This window comes from Nocardioides sp. Root240 (assembly GCF_001428825.1).
Lineage (GTDB): Bacteria > Actinomycetota > Actinomycetes > Propionibacteriales > Nocardioidaceae > Nocardioides.
Genome location: NZ_LMIT01000001.1, coordinates 349042 through 364365 on the forward strand (window position 1 = coordinate 349042; position 15324 = coordinate 364365).

Consider the following 15324-nt stretch of genomic DNA (forward strand, 5'->3'; position numbering starts at 1 on the left):
AGCACGCTAACCGACCCGCTGCGCGCCGGGGACCGACGTCGGGACATTGCCCGTAGTCCTTTCGGACCATGACATCGAGACCGGATCCCGTACTCCCAGGCCCCGCCCGCTGGCTACGGTGACCGTGTGCTCACCTCCGGTCTGGTCTCGTCGTGGCGCGACCGCCTGGTGGCCGGGATCGTCGTCGCGCTCTTCCTGGTGCCGGCGGTGATCCTGCTCGCCGGGCCGAAGCCGAGCCGGTTCGGCTTCCAGATGTACTCCGGCTACGGCATGGTGAGCGCGTCCTGGGAGGACAGGTCCGGAGGACGCCACGAGGTCGAGCTGACCGACCACGTCGCCAACGACCGGGCCGAGGTCGACTGGACCGAGACGCTCCCCGAGCAGCTCTGCCCACGCTTCCCCGACGCGGTCGAGGTCCAGGTACGACGGACCCAGCCCGGCACCGACCAGGTCAGGACCGTCTCGTGCTGACCTCGCTGCGTGTCGCGCCGCGCCCGGTCGCACTCGGCCGCGTCCTGTTCGCGATCGGCGCGCTGCTGACGTGCTACGAGGGCGGCGGCTTCCTCAACCACCTGCAGAAGGACCGGATCACCACGCCGGTCAGCGACTGGTTGCCGCAGGCCGCGGACGTGTCGCTGGCCGCCTGGTTCCTGACCATGGCGGTCGCCTGCGTCCTGCTGGCGCTGGGCATCCTCGCGCCGTTGAGCGCGCTCACCATCGCGGCCGGCAACGTGCTGCTGATGGCGACCGACCAGCAGCTCTACAGCAACCACCGCTTCTTCCTGGTGGTCCTGTGCCTCTGGTTCGCGATTGCACGAGCGGACCGGGCGTGGGCCGTCCGGGCGAAGGTACGGCGAGACGCCGGGGACGGCCTCGTCCCGTGGTGGCCGCAGCTGCTCCTCGTCGCGACGCTCTCCGCCTGCTACCTGTTCGCCGGCCTCAGCAAGGCCAACCCGGAGTTCCTCTCGGGCGACCTCATCGCTTCGCTGTCGCCCGACTGGGTGCCGGCGCAGGCGACCGCCTGGCTCACCGTGCCCACCGAGATCGCGATCGGGCTGGGCCTCTGGTGGCGGCGGACCCGGCGCCCCGCGCTGCTGCTGGGAGTGCTGCTGCACGTGTCGATCGTCGCGCTGCTGGGCGCGCCGCTGGTGTTCAGCGCGTTCGCCCTCCTGTGCTTCGCGAGCTACCCGCTGGTGTGGACCTGGCCGACCTTCCCGGCAGGGCCGGAGGATCAGGCCGAGGCGGCCGCGATCCAGCGGTCCAACGTGGCCTGAGCCGCGCCGGAGTCGATCGCCTCGGTCGCACGGGCCAGGCCGGCGGCCAGCGCCTCGTCGACCGGCTGGCCGGGGGCGTCGTAGACGGCCAGGGCGGCGCCGGCGTTGAGGAGCACCGCGTCGCGGACCGGTCCGCGCTCACCCTCCAGCAGGCGTCGTACGACGCCGGCGTTGTGGGTCGCGTCGCCGCCCCGCAGGTCCTCGGCGGTCGCCGGGGCGAGCCCGAGCGCGGCGGGGTCGACCTTCGCGGTCGTGACCTCGCCCTCGTGGACGACCCACAGCGAGGAGGTCGTGGTCGTGGTCAGCTCGTCGAGGCCGTCGTCGCCGCGAAACACCCACGCGTCCACACCCCGGGCGGCGAAGACGCCGGCCATGACGGGCGCGAGCCGCGGGTCGGCGCAGCCGATGGCCTGGGCCGCCGGCTTGGTCGGGTTGGCCAGCGGGCCGAGCGCGTTGAACGCGGTCCCGATCCCCAGCTCCCGGCGCGGTACGGCGGCGTGACGCATCGCCGGGTGGAAGGCTGCCGCGAAGCAGAAGGTGATCCCCGCCTCGGTGGCGAGCTCGGCGACCCGCGCGGGCGGCAGGTCGAGCCGGACACCCAGGGCCTCGAGCACGTCGGCGGTGCCGGCCTGCGAGGAGGCGGAGCGGTTGCCGTGCTTGACGACGCGCGCGCCCGCGCCCGCGGCGACGATCGCCGACATCGTGGAGATGTTGACGGAGAACGAGCGGTCACCGCCCGTGCCGACGACGTCGAGCAGGCGCCCGGGCACCGAGATCGGCGTCATCACGTCGTACATGGCGTCCACGAGGCCGGTGAGCTCCTCGATGCTCTCGCCCTTGGCGCGCAGCGCGACGACGAACCCGGCGATCTGGGCGGGCGTGGCCTCGCCCGCGAGGATCTCACCCATCGCCCAGCTCGCCTGGGCAGGCGTCAGGTCCTCCCCGGCGACGAGCGCGCCGAGGACCTCCGGCCAACTCATGCCGGGACGCGCGAGCGGAGCAGCGAGACGACGGCCTCAGCCAGCTGGATCGGGTCGATCGGGTGCGGCACGGCGGCGTCGGCGCGCGACCAGGTCGCGAGCCAGGCGTCCTGCGGGCGCCCGGTCAGCACGAGCAGCGGCGGGCAGTCGTAGATCTCGTCCTTGAGCTGCTTGGCGATGCCCATGCCACCGGCCGGCACGGCCTCGCCGTCGAGGATCGCCAGGGCGAGGTGCCCGGCGTCCATGTTCTGGATGACCACCGGTTCGGTGGCCACCTCGACGTACTCCAGCTCCGGCAGGTCCGGGTGGGGCCGACGGCCCAGCGCCAGGATGACCTGCTCGCGGGTGTGCACGTCGTCGCTGTAGACGAGCACCTTCAGAGACTTCGGAGAGCTCACTCGCGCGATGCTACTCGGGTTCCGCCGCGCCGGGTCGGGAGGCCTCCGCAGCGGCGAGCCGCTCCAGCCGGTCGAGGCGGCGGTCCTCTCGTTCTGCCTCCTTCATCGACGAGCGCACCCACTGGATGAACAGCACGACGAAGAAGACGACGCCCACCAGGTCGCCGGCGCCCCAGAGGATGCCGCCGGCGAGGTGCTGGTCGTCGTAGGGGTCCGGGAGCCAGGAGCCCAGCGGCCCGTCGTGCAGCCGCGGGTACCAGTCACCGCCCAGCAGCGTCTTCTGGCCCATGATCGTGACGCCGAGGAAGGCGTGGAAGGGCAGCGTCATCACGGTCAGCAGCACGCGGAAGGGATGCGCCACCCGGCCCGGCAGCGGGTCGACGCCCACGATCGGCCAGAAGAACAGGGCGCCGACCACCACCAGGTGGACGTGCATCATCTCGTGGACGTACGTCGAGCGGAGCGACGCGTCGTACCAGCTGGAGAAGTAGAGGGCCCAGGGCGAGAGCACGTAGAGGCCGAACGCCAGCGGCGGGAAGCCGAGCACCTTGGCGAGCCGGGAGTGCAGGAGGGCGAGCAGCCAGCCGCGCGGCAGGCGCGGCAGGGTCCGCAGCGCGAGCGTGACCGGGGCCCCGAGCGCCAGCGAGAGCGGCACCACCATCGACAGCACCATGTGCTGGACCATGTGCACGCTCAGCAGCACGGTGTCGTAGGCCGCCAGGCCGGACGAGGTCGCGAGGTAGAACGCCACCATGCCCACGCCCCAGGCGATGGAGCGCCCGACCGGCCAGCTGTCCCCCCGCCGGCGGAGGGTGACCACACCGAGCACGTAGAGGCCCACGGACCACACCGTGACGACGAGCGGGACGGGGGCCAGGCCCCACTGCGAGAGGAGCGCCCCGGCGTCGAACGGCGGCAGGTTCCCGGTCGCGGAGGCCGCTGCCGTCACCACCAGCCCCACGTGAACCTCCTCGGCGGCCTTTTCGGCCCTTTTGCGACCCGTTCGAGCGTAGGCGCAGGGTGGTTGGCGCCCATAACGGGGGGTCGGGATGCCGAGTCCGTCGGTAACCGCCATAATGGCGCCCGTGGCGATCTCAGCTTCGGCATCTCTTCCTGCCTCGCGCCTGCACGGCCAGCACGACCGACCCAGCATGGTGGCGGTCGGCACGATCATCTGGCTGTCCAGCGAGCTCATGTTCTTCGCGGCGCTTTTCGCGTCGTACTTCACGATCCGCTCGGTCTCGCCCGAGATGTGGTCGGAGAACACCGACCTCCTGAACGTGCCCTTCGCGAGCATCAACACCACGATCCTCGTGCTGTCGTCGTTCACGTGCCAGTTCGGCGTGTTCGCGGCCGAGCGCGGTCAGGTGGGCCGCGCCGGGACGCTGCTGCAGATCGGCAAGTGGGGCCTGCGTGAGTGGTTCATCCTCACCTACGTCATGGGCGCGATCTTCGTCGGCGGCCAGGCGCTCGAGTACGCCGAGCTGATCCACGAGGGCGTCACGATCCCGCACGACGGCTACGGCACGATGTTCTACCTCACCACCGGCTTCCACGGGATCCACGTGACCGGCGGACTCATCGCCTTCCTCTTCGTCCTCGGGCGCACCTACGTCGCCCGCCGGTTCACCCACGAGCAGGCGGTCAGCGCGATCGTGGTGTCGTACTACTGGCACTTCGTCGACGTGGTGTGGATCGGCCTGTTCGCCACGATCTACCTGATCAAGTGACGCTGGTGCCGTCGATGACGAAGAACTGTTGGAACCCCAGCCCGACCCGGACCCGCAAGGACTGATTGTGCGCCTTCTGAACCGCTCCGCCGGTCGCCTCTCCCGGCACCGCCGAGGCCCGATCGCCGGCCTCCTGGTGCTCGCTCTGGGCCTGCTGCTCACCGGCGGCCTGTACGCCGCGTTCGCGCCCGCCCAGGCCGACTCGAGCCAGAGCCAGGACGAGCTGGTCAAGGAGGGCCGCGAGCTCTTCCTGGTCGGCTGCGCCTTCTGCCACGGGCAGAACGGCGAGGGTGTCCTGACCCAGGGCGGCACGCAGTACGGCCCGGCCCTGACCGACGTCGGCAGCGCCGCCGTCGACTTCCAGGTCGGCACCGGCCGCATGCCGATGGCCCAGCCCGGCGTGCAGGCCCCCCGCAAGGAGGTCGTCTACAACAAGGAGGAGATCGCTGCGCTCGCCGCGTACGTCGCCTCCCTCGGCACCGGCCCGTCCGTCCCGGACACCGAGCTCTACGACACCGACCGTCCGGGCGACCTGAACGGCGACGGCAAGGAGGACAGCGAGGACAAGGAGCTGCTCGTCACCCGCGGCAGCGACATCTTCCTCGCCAACTGCACCGCCTGCCACAACTTCGAGGGCTCCGGCGGCGCCATGCCGCGCGGCGGCTTCGCCCCCAAGATCCGCGGCGTCGACTCCAAGCACATCTACGAGGCGATGCTGACTGGTCCGCAGTCGATGGACACCTTCTCCGACGGCAACATCCCGCCGGAGGACAAGAAGGCCGTCATCGCCTACCTCGAGACCCTCGACAAGGCCCCGAGCTACAGCGGCCTGACGCTGGGCGGCCTCGGTCCGGTCAGCGAGGGCATCATCGCCTGGCTGTTCGGCATCGGCGTCCTGGTCGGCTTCGCCGTCTGGATCGCCGCCCACACCACCCGCTCGAGCAAGAAGAAGGACGAGGCGGCAGCGTGAGCGACGCACACACCCCCGACCCGACCGGGCACGAGCTCGTGCCCGCTGGTCCCATCCCCGACCCGGGGCTCCCCGAGCACCAGTGGCGGCCGACCGACGTCGACCCCGCCAAGGAGAAGCGTGCGGAGCGACAGGTCGCCAGCCTGCTCGGCCTGTCCGCGGTCTGCGTGATCCTGTTCCTGGTCTCGTACTTCACCCTCGACATCGGTGACAACTGGCACGTCGTCGCCGGCTTCGGCGCCTCGACGATGGCGCTCGGCGCGTCGCTCGGCTTCGCGCTGCTGCTGATCGGTGTCGCGATCATCCACTGGGCCCGCAAGCTCATGGGCGACCACGAGATCTCCGAGCTGCGCCACCCGGCCCGCTCCACCGACGCGGACCGCGAGGGCACGCTCGAGGCGCTGTCGCTCGGTCTCGAGGAGTCGGGCATCGGCCGTCGGCCCCTGATCCGCAACTCGCTGCTCGGCGCGCTGGGCATCCTCGGCCTCGCGCCGGTCGTGCTGCTGCGCGACCTGGGCCCGCTGCCGGGCGACAAGCTCTACCACACGATCTGGGGCAAGGGCACCAAGTCCAAGCCGATGCGGATCGTCCGTGACGGCATCTGGACGCCGATCCTCGCCTCCGACCTGGAGAACGGCGACCTGGTCAACTGCCAGCCCGACGCCCTCCACAACCCGGAGCGCTACGGCATCGACCCGACCGAGGTCGAGGGCGTGAACCTCCAGATCCACAAGTCCAAGGCCTCGCTGGTCCTGCTCCGGATGGACCCGGGCGACATCAAGCCCGGCAAGGACGCCAACGGCAACAGCCGTGAGAACTGGGACGTCAACGGCATCGTCGCCTACTCCAAGATCTGCACCCACGTCGGTTGCCCGATCTCGCTGAACGAGCGCACGACGCACCACCTGCTGTGCCCCTGCCACCAGTCCACCTTCGACCTCGCCAACTCCGGCAAGGTGGTGTTCGGCCCCGCTGGCCGTCCGCTGCCGCAGCTGCCGATCGCGATCGACGACGAGGGCTACCTGGTCGCACAGAGTGACTTCGACGAACCGGTCGGCCCGAGCTTCTGGGAGCGTGACTACTATGACCGCTGGTGACATGAGCAAGGTCGCCACGACCAACGGCACCACGCCGGCCACGGACGCCAAGGGCGCCAAGGCCGCGGGTGCGATCGCCAACTGGGCCGACGAGCGCCTCGGCCTCGGCACGGCCATGAAGAAGAACCTGCGCAAGGTCTTCCCGGACCACTGGTCCTTCATGCTGGGCGAGATCGCCCTGTGGAGCTTCGTCGTCCTGCTGCTGACCGGTGTCTTCCTGACGCTCTGGTTCGACCCGAGCATGAGCGAGGTCCAGTACAACGGCGCCTACGACCCGCTGCGCGGCAAGCACGTCTCGTCGGCGTTCGCGTCCACGATGGACATCTCGTTCGACGTCCGCGGCGGTCTGCTCATGCGGCAGATGCACCACTGGGCGGCAATGATCTTCATCGCCTCGATGATGATCCACATGATGCGCGTCTACTTCACGGGCGCCTTCCGCAAGCCGCGCGAGCTCAACTGGGTCATCGGCTGCCTGCTCCTGCTGCTCGGCACGATCGAGGGCTTCACCGGCTACTCGCTCCCCGACGACCTGCTCTCGGGCACGGGCGTCCGGGCCGCGGACGGCTTCATGAAGGCCTCCCCCGTCGTCGGCTCGTACATGTCGTTCTTCCTCTTCGGAGGCGAGTTCCCGGGTGAGTCGATCATCCCGCGGTTCTACGTCATGCACATCCTGCTGATCCCGGGCATCCTGCTCGCCCTGGTCGCCGCCCACATGCTGCTGCTCGTCTACCACAAGCACACGCAGTGGGCCGGCCCCGGCCGCACCGAGGAGAACGTCGTCGGCTACCCGATGCTCCCCGTGTACGCCGCGAAGGCCGGTGGCTTCTTCTTCATCGTGTTCGGCGTGATCACCCTGATGGGTGGCCTGTTCTCGCTCAACCCGGTCTGGAAGTTCGGCCCCTACGACCCGTCCAAGGTGACCGCGGGCTCCCAGCCCGACTGGTACATGGGCTGGCCCGACGGCCTCCTCCGCATCATCCCCGCCTGGGAGACCCACATCTTCGGGATCACCCTGTCGTGGAACGTCATGCTGCCGATCCTGGTCATGCCGCCGCTGATGCTGATGATCCTGATGGCGCTGCCGTTCATCGAGGCGTGGATCACGGGCGACAAGCGGGAGCACCACCTGCTCCAGCGCCCGCGCAACGCGCCGACGCGCACGGCGATCATGGTGGCGCTGATGACCTTCTACGGCCTCTCGTGGGCCGCGGGCGGCAACGACATCATCGCGATCAAGATGCACCTGAGCATCAACGAGATCACCTACTTCATGCGCGGCGCGGTCTTCATCGGACCGGTCATCGCCTTCATCATCGCTCGACGCTGGTGCATCTCGCTCCAGCGCCACGACGAGGGCAAGCTGCTCCACGGCATCGAGTCCGGTGTCCTGGTCCGCTCCCCCGAGGGCGCGTACGCCGAGAAGCACGTCCCGCTCCCCGTGAGCGAGGCCTACACGCTCTCGGCCCGGGACGACGACCCGACGCCGGAGACGGTCGAGGAGATCGAGGCCTCCGGCCTCGCGGGCCGCAAGGTCCGGCTCCGCAAGCTGCGGGCGAAGCTGCAGGCGCTGTTCTTCGCGGACAACATCCAGAAGCCGACCGCCGAGGAGCTGCACGACGCTCAGCACCACGCCGAGCACGAGCTCCACGAGCTCGAGTCGCAGATCGCCGCCGGCCCGAACCGTCACGGTCCGACCGAGCACTGATCACCCGGCGCACAGGACGCCGCTCCCCCACGGGGAGCGGCGTCCTTCCGCATGTGGAGGTGGGCGCGTGGACGCCTCCGACGCCTCCCGGTGCCTCCGGTGCCTCCCGGGGTGTCCCTTGCGGGTGCAGAGCGGGGACCCTGCCGTCGGCGGTCCGCTGCTGGGGCACGTGCATCTGATGCTCACGCCGACGGCACCCCGATGCACCCGCAAGGGACACCCCGTACGGCCCCTGCGGCCCCGTCCGGCGTCTCCGGCGTCCACGCGCCTTCCGGGACCCCGGAGGCTCTGGTCAGCCGAGCAGAGAGCGCCCCCGGGAACGGAACGAGCCCACCGGATCACCGGTGGGCTCGCTCTGCGTGTGGTGGGGCTCAGCTCAGGGCGGAGTCCGCCCGGTAGCTCGCCCAGGAGATGTTCCAGTCGCCGTAGCCGTTGTCGGGCTCCATCGGGCGGTCGGTGCCGACGTACTCGACGACGTCGCCGCGGCGGGTCATGTCGTAGAGCCAGGCCGCGTTGTCGGTGCTCATCCCGGTGCAGCCGTGGGAGACGTTGGCGTAGCCCTGCGAGCCGACCGACCACGGGGCCGCGTGGATGAACTCGCCGGAGTTGGTCAGGCGCATGGCCCACTTCACGTCGTCGATGTCATAGGCCTCGGAGGAGCCGGCCGGGATGCCGACGGTCTCGGAGTTCATCCGGCGGGAGGCGAACTTCTCCATGATGACCTTGACGCCGGAGCGGGTGGTGAAGCCCTCCTTGCCGGTGGTGATCGGCAGGGTGCGGATCAGCTTGCCGTTCTCGAAGACCTTCATCTTGTGGGTCCGGGCGTTGACCTTGTAGACGTGGGCGTCGCCGACCTTGAAGTCGACGTCGCGGTCCTCCTGGCCGTAGATGCCGCCGCCCGCGCTCACGCCGTTGATGTCGACGGCGACGCTCACCCGGGAGCCGGCCTTCCAGTACGTGCGAGGCCGCCAGTGGGCCTCCTTGTCGCTCACCCAGCGCCAGGAGCCGGCTTGCTGCGGGGTGGCGGTGACCTTCATCCGCTTCTCGAAGGCGGCCTTGTTGGTCACCGGGAGGTCGAAGGTGACCACGACGGGCATGCCGACGCCCACGGTCTCGCCCTGGAGGGGCGCCACCGAGGGGTAGGTCTGCTGGTCGAGCCCGAGGGCCTGGGTGCTGAACGGGGTGATGCTCTCGACGGTCGTGCCGTCGGAGCTCGTCGCGACCGCGCGGATGCGGTAGCGGGCGCCGGGCTCGAGGCGCTCGTCGGCGACCCAGCGCGAGCCACCCACGATCTTGCCGGTGACCTTGCCGGCCTTCGACCGGACCGTCACCGAGGTCAGCGTGCCGTCGACCGCGGAGACCCGCAGCAGGGTGCTGACCGGGACGCCCTGGGCGCCCGCCTTGACGTTGGCCTGGACGGTGGCCTTCACGACGGCGGCCGCCGTCGTCTCCGGGGCGTCGTCGCCGCCACCGCCTCCGGGGCTGAAGCCGGAGCCGTCGCAGCCTGCCGCCGCCACCGCCAGGACCGAGAGCACAGCGCAGCCGCGCGCGATGCGGGAGCGGCGGGAAGTCATGAACACTGGCAAATCGTACCTGTCGGGTGCACGGAACCCCGCTTCAAAAGCGCGTCGGCGGTGTCACACCTGAGGTGTGACACCGCCAACAGCAGCTGGTGGATCAGTGTGCGTAGTCGCCGCGGTAGTACTCGAAGATCCAGCCCGAGACGGCGATCGCGCCGAGGACGAAGCCGATGATCATCAGCCACCAGGCGAGCACCGCCGTGGCGAACACGATGATGCCGAGGGTGCAGGCGCACCAGAACGGCCACCAGGAGTACGGCGGGAAGAAGCCGAGCTCGCCGGCACCGTCCGCGATCTCGCCGTCCTTGCGGTCCTCCGGACGGAGGTCCATCTTCTGGGCGTGCACGCCGAGGTAGGCGGTGACCATCGCGCACAGCAGCGTGGTCATGACCAGGGCGGACGTGCCGGTCCAGTCGGCGCCGGAGTCACCGGCGTCGGTGATGAACCAGTAGGCGGGGCTGACCAGGACCAGGAAGATCGTGGTCACACCGAAGATCCATGCCTCGATCTTCATCAGGCGTCGACCTCCTTGGCGCCGGCCGCAGCGGCGACCGGCTCGTCGTACATCTCGATGGCGGCGATCTCCGGGTGGTGGAGGTCGAACGCGGGCGACTCCGAGCGGATGCGCGGGATCGAGTGGAAGTTGTGGCGCGGCGGCGGGCAGCTCGTGGCCCACTCCAGCGACCGGCCCCAGCCCCACGGGTCGTCGGTGTTGACCAGCGGACCCTTGCGGGAGACGTAGACGTTGTAGAAGAACGGCAGGAGCGAGGACGCGAGCACGAAGGCGCCGATCGTCGAGACCTGGTTCATGAACTCCCAGTTGTCACCCGGCAGGTAGTCGGCGTACCGACGCGGCATGCCCTCGATGCCCAGCCAGTGCTGGATGAGGAAGGTCGTGTGGAAGCCGATGAACAGCAGCCAGAAGTGGATCTTGCCGAGGCGCTCGTCGAGCATCCGTCCGGTGAGCTTGGGCCACCAGAAGTAGAAGCCCGCGAACATCGCGAACACGACCGTCCCGAACACCGTGTAGTGGAAGTGCGCCACCACGAAGTAGGAGTCGGACACGTGGAAGTCGAGCGGCGGGCTGGCCAGGATGATGCCGGTCAGGCCACCGAAGAGGAAGGTCGTGAGGAAGCCGATCGACCAGAGCATGGGCGTGTCCATGCGTACCGATCCGCCCCACATCGTGCCGATCCAGTTGAAGAACTTCACGCCGGTCGGGACGGCGATCAGGAACGTCATGCCGGAGAAGAAGGCGAGGTTGACCGCGCCGGTCACGAACATGTGGTGCGCCCACACGGCGACCGAGAGGATCGCGATGCCGAGCGTCGCGCCGACCAGGCCGATGTAGCCGAAGATCGGCTTGCGGCTGAAGACCGGCAGGATCTCGGAGATGATGCCGAAGAACGGCAACGCGATGATGTAGACCTCTGGGTGGCCGAAGAACCAGAACAGGTGCTGCCACAGGATGGCCCCACCGTGCGAGGTGTCGAAGACGTGGGCCCCGATCTGGCGGTCCGCCTCGAGCGAGAGCAGCGCGCCGGCGAGGATCGGGAAGGCCACCAGGACCAGGATCGCGGTGATCAGCACGGTCCACACGAAGATCGGCATCCGGAACATGGTCATGCCAGGGGCACGCATGCAGATGATCGTGGTGATGAAGTTGACCGCACCGAGGATGGTGCCGAGACCACCCATCCACAGACCCATGATCCAGAGGTCACCGCCCACGCCGGGGCTGTTGACCGAGTCGGACAGCGGCGTGTAGGCGAACCAGCCGAACGACGCCGCACCCTGCGGGGTGAGGAAGCCGGCACCGGCGATCAGGCCACCGAACAGGTAGAGCCAGTAGCTGAACATGTTCAGGCGCGGGAACGCGACGTCGGGCGCACCGATCTGCAGGGGCATGATCGCGTTGCCGAAGCCGAAGAACAGCGGCGTCGCGAACAGCAGCAGCATGATCGTGCCGTGCATCGTGAAGAGCTGGTTGTAGAGCTCCTCGTTGACCAGCTGGCTGCCCGGGTAGGCGAGCTCGGACCGGATCAGCAGCGCCATGATGCCCGCCGCGACGAACCAGAACATCGCCGTACCGAAGTACAGGTTGCCGATCAGCTTGTGGTCCGTGGTCGTCATGACCCGGACGATCTGCTGGCCGAGCGGCTTGCGCTCGGACAGCTCCGCGTTGCGGGTGAGCGTGGCGGTCACTCGTGCTCCTCCTCGTCGTGGTTGATGAGGTTCTCGGAGTAGACGCCACCCTTGACCGGCTCGTCGGAGACGTGCTCGGGGTCAGCAGCGAGCTTCTTGAGGAATGCCTCGTACTCGGCCTCGGTCACGACCTTCACCCGGAACAGCATCCGCGAGTGGTAGGCGCCACAGAGTTCGTAGCACTTGCCGTCGAAGGTGCCGGTGCCCGTGGGCTTGACCTGGAACGAGTTGTCGTTGCCCGGGACGACGTCCATGCGCATCGCGAAGGCCGGGACGCCGAAGTCGTGGATCACGTCGGGGCTGTAGAGGTCGAACTCGACCGTCTTGCCGACCGGGATCACCAGCGTGGGGATGTCGTCACCACCGGCGCTGTTGACGTAGACGTTCTTGCCGCCGGCAGCCTCGGTGTCGGGGTAGTTGAACGTCCACTGCCACTTCTGGCCGACGACCAGCACGGTGACGTCGGGGTTCTCCACCTCGTCGAGCGCGATGTTCTGCACGCGCACGGTGTGGGCGAAGAACGCGATCACCATGATGACCGGGAAGATCGTGTAGAAGATCTCGATCGGCAGGTTGTAGCGCGTCTGGACCGGGACCTCGTCGTCACTGCGACGACGGAACCAGATCGGGACGCCGATGATGAGCGCCCACGTGATCACGCCGGTGACGAGAGCAGCGATCCACGCTCCCTGCCACAGCTGCAGGATGTGCTCACCCTGCTCCGACTTGATCTCCGGCATGCCGATCCGTTCCCACTGGGAATCGGTCGAGCAGCCGGACAACGCGGCCGCGAGTACGACGAATCCGGCGAGCGGGATCGCGCGACGGAACCGTCGCTGCGCCCGCGGACGCTCGGGGTGCCACCAGCCCACGAACGAGCCTTCCTCTCGAGGGTCAGAACTACAGCGAACAGTAGCGGAGGACGACCTCGTGCGGCGCGCGGGGTGGGTCGTTTCGGACCAGCAGTCCCTCCTCCCCCGCTGGGCACGGCCTGGTTCTATGGTCAGGTGGTGAGCAGCACCCCCGAGGTCTACCTCGACAGCGCCTCCGCCGAGCGCCTGCACCCGGCCGCCCGCGAGACCCTGCTCGCCGCCCTCGAGAGGGGGTACGCCGACCCGCGCCGCCTCCACGGTCCCGGCCGCGACGCGCGGCTGATCGTCGACAACGCCCGGGCGGTCGTGGCCGAGTGCCTCGGCGTGGCGCCGGACGAGGTGGGCTTCACCTCCTCGGGCACCGAGGCCGTGCACCGCGGCCTGCTCGGGCTGACGGCGGCCACGGGGCGGTACGGGATCGTCCACAGTGCGGTCGAGCACTCGTCCGTGCTGCACGCCGCCCAGTGGCGCGACTCCCCTGCCCACGTCTCCGTCGCGGTCGACACCCTCGGCCACGTCGACCTCGCCGCGATGGCGGCGGCCGCACGCGAGCCCGGCGTGGGGGCGGTGGCGCTCCAGGCGGCCAACCAGGAGGTCGGGACGCTCCAGCGCGTCGACGAGCTGGACCTGCCGGCCGGCGTACCGCTGCTCGTGGACGCGGCCGCGGCGTTCGGCCACGTGCCGCTCCCCCGGCGTTGGGACGCGCTGGCCGCATCCGCGCACAAGTGGGGCGGTCCGGCGGGCGTGGGTGTGCTGGCCGTACGGCGCGGCACCCGCTGGACGACACCGTTCCCCGGCGACGACGGCCTCGACCAGCCCGGCTTCCCCAACGTGCCGGCGGCCCTGGCCGCCGCCGCGGCCCTGCAGGCCGTGGTCGCGGAGCAGGCCGAGGTGGGGGCGCGCCTTTCAGTCCTCGTCGACAGGATCCGCTCGGCGGCCGCGGCACTGCCCGACGTCGAGGTCGTGGGCGACCCGGCGCACCGGCTCCCCCACCTGGTGACCTTCTCCGCGCTCTACGTGAGCGGGGACGAGATCGTCAACGAGCTCGCGCGCCGAGGCTTCGGCGTGGCGAGCGGGTCGGCCTGCACGGCCTCGACCCTCGAGCCGAGCCACGTGCTCGCCGCGATGGGAGCCCTCACGCACGGCAACGTGCGGGTGTCGCTCTCCCGGGACACGTCCGGGGAGCAGGTGGATGCCTTCTGCGCGGCGCTCGGCGAGGTCGTGACGGAGATCCGGAGCCGGGCGGGTGTGCCGTGATCGAGATCGACTGCCGCGACCTGCCCTGCCCGCGCCCGGTCATCGAGCTGGCGAAGGCGCTGCCCGAGGTACCGGTCGGCGGCCGGATCGCGGTGGTTGCCCGCGACCCGGCCGCCCGGTACGACGTCCCGGCGTGGTGCCGGATGCGCGGCCAGGCCTACGTCGGCGAGGAGCTCGCCGACGACGGGGTGCCGCGCTACGTGGTGGAACGGCTCAGCTGAGGTGCTTGGCGACCTCGTCGGCCGCCTCGTCGCCGTAGGAGACGCGGACCCGCTCGACGAACTGCTCGAGCGTGAAGGTGTACTCCTGCGTGCCGACGGTCTCGACGACGTAGGCCGCGAGGACGCAGCCGACCTGCGCCGCGCGCTCGAGCGAGGTGCCCCAGGACAGCGCGGCCAGGAAGCCGCCGCGGAAGGCGTCGCCGACGCCGGTGGGCTCGACGGCCGCGACGTCCTTGGCGGCGGGGACCTCGAACGAGGTGCCGTCCTGCGAGGTCACCCGGACGCCGTCCTTGCCGAGCGTGGTGACCTGGATGCCGACCCGGGAGAGGACCTCCTCGGCGCTCCAGCCCGTCTTCTTCTCGATGACGTGCGACTCGTACTCGTTGGAGAACAGGATCGCCGCGCCCTCGATCAGGTCGCGGATCAGGTCGCCCTCGGCGAAGGCGAGCTGCTGCGAGCAGTCGGCGATGAAGGGGTAGCCGCGCTGGCGGCACTCCTCGGTGTGGCGCTTCATGGCCTCGGGGTCGTCGGCGCCGATCAGGACGTACGTCGGCGCGCCGACGCGCTCCACGATGGGGAGCAGCTCGATCTGGCTGGCCTCGCTCATCGCGCCCGGGTAGAAGGACGCGAACTGGGCCATGGTGCTGTCGGTGGTGCAGACGAAGCGGGCGGTGTGCTTGCTCTCGGAGATGTGGACCGAGTCGCAGTCGACGCCGTTGCGCTCCAGCCACGAGCGGTAGTCGGCGAAGTCGTCGCCGGCCGCGCCGACGAGCACCGGACGGAGGCCGAGGCGGGCCAGGCCGAAGCACATGTTCGGCGCCACCCCTCCCCGGCGGATCTCGAGGTCGTTGACCAGGAAGGAGACCGAGAGCTTGTCGAGCTGCTCGACGACGAGGGAGTCGGCGAACTTGCCGCCGAAGGTCATGAGGTGGTCCGTCGCGATCGAGCCGGCGATGAGGAGGGAGCCCGTGGGTGCAGTCACGACACGGAACATTAACCGAGCCGTTGCAGCAATATCGGCGTATGGCTCTG

At 69.7% G+C, this 15324-nt stretch carries 16 protein-coding genes; 8 read left to right on the top strand and 8 right to left on the bottom strand.

What is annotated here, in order from left to right:
- Positions 1-126 precede the first annotated feature (126 nt).
- Both ASE20_RS24940 and ASE20_RS01615 read left to right on the top strand, forming a co-directional pair.
- Positions 127-471, top strand: a complete 345-nt coding sequence (locus tag ASE20_RS24940; RefSeq protein ID WP_056892774.1) for a hypothetical protein — start codon at positions 127-129, stop codon at positions 469-471.
- A complete protein-coding gene (locus ASE20_RS01615) occupies positions 465-1274 on the top strand; it encodes an HTTM domain-containing protein (RefSeq protein ID WP_056892775.1) in 810 nt (269 codons plus the stop codon). The genes ASE20_RS24940 and ASE20_RS01615 overlap by 7 nt, the downstream gene beginning before the upstream one ends.
- On the opposite strand, the gene trpD is transcribed toward ASE20_RS01615, so the two are convergent.
- Genes trpD through ASE20_RS01630 form a run of 3 tightly spaced genes read right to left on the bottom strand, consistent with a single transcriptional unit; the run spans position 1232 to position 3613 of the window.
- Positions 1232-2254 carry an anthranilate phosphoribosyltransferase gene (gene trpD / locus ASE20_RS01620; protein ID WP_056892776.1) on the bottom strand — a complete coding sequence of 341 codons (1023 nt, stop codon included), beginning with the start codon at positions 2252-2254 and terminating at the stop codon, positions 1232-1234. The two genes, ASE20_RS01615 and trpD, sit on opposite strands and share 43 nt — an antisense overlap.
- Entirely contained in the window at positions 2251-2652 is a 402-nt protein-coding gene (locus ASE20_RS01625; RefSeq protein WP_200952675.1) for a hypothetical protein, read from the bottom strand. The genes trpD and ASE20_RS01625 overlap by 4 nt, the downstream gene beginning before the upstream one ends.
- A 10-nt stretch (positions 2653-2662) precedes the next feature.
- On the bottom strand, positions 2663-3613 hold the full coding sequence (locus ASE20_RS01630; protein ID WP_225868999.1) for a cytochrome c oxidase assembly protein: 951 nt from the start codon (positions 3611-3613) through the stop codon (positions 2663-2665).
- A gap of 115 nt (positions 3614-3728) precedes the next feature.
- Here ASE20_RS01630 and ASE20_RS01635 point away from each other — a divergent pair, with 115 nt between their 5' ends.
- From ASE20_RS01635 to ASE20_RS01650, 4 genes are all read left to right on the top strand, one after another.
- On the top strand, positions 3729-4382 hold the full coding sequence (locus ASE20_RS01635; RefSeq protein WP_082612054.1) for a heme-copper oxidase subunit III: 654 nt from the start codon (positions 3729-3731) through the stop codon (positions 4380-4382).
- Between the two features lie 67 nt (positions 4383-4449).
- Complete coding sequence (locus ASE20_RS01640; RefSeq protein WP_082612055.1) at positions 4450-5352, top strand: c-type cytochrome; 903 nt, start codon at positions 4450-4452, stop codon at positions 5350-5352.
- The gene (locus ASE20_RS01645) at positions 5349-6449 is read left to right on the top strand and encodes a ubiquinol-cytochrome c reductase iron-sulfur subunit (RefSeq protein ID WP_056892778.1); all 1101 of its coding nucleotides are present in this window, start codon (positions 5349-5351) and stop codon (positions 6447-6449) included. The genes ASE20_RS01640 and ASE20_RS01645 overlap by 4 nt, the downstream gene beginning before the upstream one ends.
- 1 nt (position 6450) lies before the next feature.
- Positions 6451-8157 carry a cytochrome b gene (locus tag ASE20_RS01650; protein WP_056892779.1) on the top strand — a complete coding sequence of 569 codons (1707 nt, stop codon included), beginning with the start codon at positions 6451-6453 and terminating at the stop codon, positions 8155-8157.
- Positions 8158-8528: 371 nt separating this feature from the next.
- On the opposite strand, the gene ASE20_RS01655 is transcribed toward ASE20_RS01650, so the two are convergent.
- From ASE20_RS01655 to coxB, 4 genes are all read right to left on the bottom strand, one after another.
- A complete protein-coding gene (locus tag ASE20_RS01655; protein ID WP_082612099.1) occupies positions 8529-9731 on the bottom strand; it encodes a L,D-transpeptidase in 1203 nt (400 codons plus the stop codon).
- A gap of 103 nt (positions 9732-9834) precedes the next feature.
- Positions 9835-10251 carry a cytochrome c oxidase subunit 4 gene (locus ASE20_RS01660; protein ID WP_056892781.1) on the bottom strand — a complete coding sequence of 139 codons (417 nt, stop codon included), beginning with the start codon at positions 10249-10251 and terminating at the stop codon, positions 9835-9837.
- The gene (ctaD, locus tag ASE20_RS01665; protein ID WP_082612100.1) at positions 10251-11870 is read right to left on the bottom strand and encodes a cytochrome c oxidase subunit I; all 1620 of its coding nucleotides are present in this window, start codon (positions 11868-11870) and stop codon (positions 10251-10253) included. Before ctaD ends, ASE20_RS01660 begins: the two co-directional genes overlap by 1 nt.
- A 68-nt stretch (positions 11871-11938) precedes the next feature.
- On the bottom strand, positions 11939-12814 hold the full coding sequence (gene coxB / locus ASE20_RS01670; RefSeq protein WP_056892783.1) for a cytochrome c oxidase subunit II: 876 nt from the start codon (positions 12812-12814) through the stop codon (positions 11939-11941).
- Between the two features lie 138 nt (positions 12815-12952).
- On the opposite strand from coxB, the gene ASE20_RS01675 reads away from it, so the two are divergent.
- Together ASE20_RS01675 and ASE20_RS01680 are read left to right on the top strand one after the other, a co-directional pair.
- The gene (locus ASE20_RS01675) at positions 12953-14071 is read left to right on the top strand and encodes a cysteine desulfurase family protein (protein WP_056893072.1); all 1119 of its coding nucleotides are present in this window, start codon (positions 12953-12955) and stop codon (positions 14069-14071) included.
- Positions 14068-14292, top strand: coding sequence for a sulfurtransferase TusA family protein (locus tag ASE20_RS01680; RefSeq protein WP_056892784.1), 225 nt, complete (start codon positions 14068-14070; stop codon positions 14290-14292). The genes ASE20_RS01675 and ASE20_RS01680 overlap by 4 nt, the downstream gene beginning before the upstream one ends.
- Here ASE20_RS01680 and ASE20_RS01685 read toward each other — a convergent pair.
- Entirely contained in the window at positions 14285-15217 is a 933-nt protein-coding gene (locus ASE20_RS01685) for a carbohydrate kinase family protein (RefSeq protein ID WP_225869022.1), read from the bottom strand. The genes ASE20_RS01680 and ASE20_RS01685 overlap by 8 nt on opposite strands.
- Positions 15218-15324: the final 107 nt, after the last annotated feature.

What these genes read in the sequence shown, in the direction of transcription:
- trpD (WP_056892776.1), bottom strand. Translation starts at nt 2,254, where the DNA reads ATGAGTTGGCCGGAGGTCCTCGGCGCGCTCGTCGCCGGGGAGGACCTG.
- ASE20_RS01635 (WP_082612054.1), top strand. Translation starts at nt 3,729, where the DNA reads ATGGCGCCCGTGGCGATCTCAGCTTCGGCATCTCTTCCTGCCTCGCGC.
- ASE20_RS01650 (WP_056892779.1), top strand. Translation starts at nt 6,451, where the DNA reads ATGAGCAAGGTCGCCACGACCAACGGCACCACGCCGGCCACGGACGCC.
- ASE20_RS01655 (WP_082612099.1), bottom strand. Translation starts at nt 9,731, where the DNA reads ATGACTTCCCGCCGCTCCCGCATCGCGCGCGGCTGCGCTGTGCTCTCG.
- ASE20_RS01660 (WP_056892781.1), bottom strand. Translation starts at nt 10,251, where the DNA reads ATGAAGATCGAGGCATGGATCTTCGGTGTGACCACGATCTTCCTGGTC.
- ctaD (WP_082612100.1), bottom strand. Translation starts at nt 11,870, where the DNA reads ATGACGACCACGGACCACAAGCTGATCGGCAACCTGTACTTCGGTACG.
- ASE20_RS01685 (WP_225869022.1), bottom strand. Translation starts at nt 15,217, where the DNA reads ATGACCTTCGGCGGCAAGTTCGCCGACTCCCTCGTCGTCGAGCAGCTC.